The sequence below is a fragment of the Legionella bozemanae genome, assembly GCF_001648595.1.
In the GTDB taxonomy this organism is placed as follows: Bacteria; Pseudomonadota; Gammaproteobacteria; order Legionellales; family Legionellaceae; genus Legionella; species Legionella bozemanae.
In genome coordinates this window covers 1-720 of sequence record NZ_LBAW01000091.1, presented here as the reverse complement: position 1 = coordinate 720, position 720 = coordinate 1, and the positions used below count along the sequence as shown (strand labels likewise).

The following is a 720-nucleotide window of genomic DNA, read 5'->3' as shown; positions in this document are numbered from 1 at the left end:
GAAAGTAAATGAAACTTATAAAAAAATGTGTCTCCTTGTTCTTCTTAATTATCTTTTTATCGACAATAATGACTTCTGTGGTATTTGCGACAGATGAGGATAATCAACAGAGTGAATCTCAAGAAGAGTTTGAAAAAGGGCCACAAGGAGGGCGTCTTTTTAAAAAAGACAATATAGCCCTTGAATTGCTCCTCTTTGAACGCGGGATGCCACCCCATTTTCGTGCCTATCTTTATCAAGAAGGAAAAAAAATTTCTCCTAATTCATCGCAACTTACTGCAGAACTAACCCGGTTTAATGGAAAGAAGGAGGTTATTACATTTAGTCCCGTTGAGAATTTTTTACAAAGCAATCAAGTGATTAAAGAGCCTCATTCATTTGATGTGTCACTTCAATTACGGGTTTCAGATAAATCCTACAACTGGCAATATAACACTTATGAGGGACGTCTTAAATTAGTTCCTGCCATACTTCAAGCCGCAAATATACAAACCGAAAAAGCAGAAAGCCAAACCATTAAAACTCAATTAAAAGTAGTGGGAAAAATTGCGCCTAATCGCGATACTATGGCCCCCATCTATGCTCGCTATGCAGGCATTATTAAACTGATGAATAAAAACTTAGGTGATGAGGTGATTAAAGGCGATTTACTAGCAACCATTGAAAGCAATGAAAGCTTACAAAATTACAACATAAATGCACCTATCACAGGAACTATAG

General features: G+C 36.5%; 1 pseudogene. It reads left to right on the top strand.

Annotation, left to right across the window (positions count from 1 at the left end):
• Nucleotides 1-8 precede the first annotated feature (8 nt).
• A pseudogene (locus A8O27_RS18185) lies at nt 9-720 on the top strand (efflux RND transporter periplasmic adaptor subunit); the annotation flags it as partial.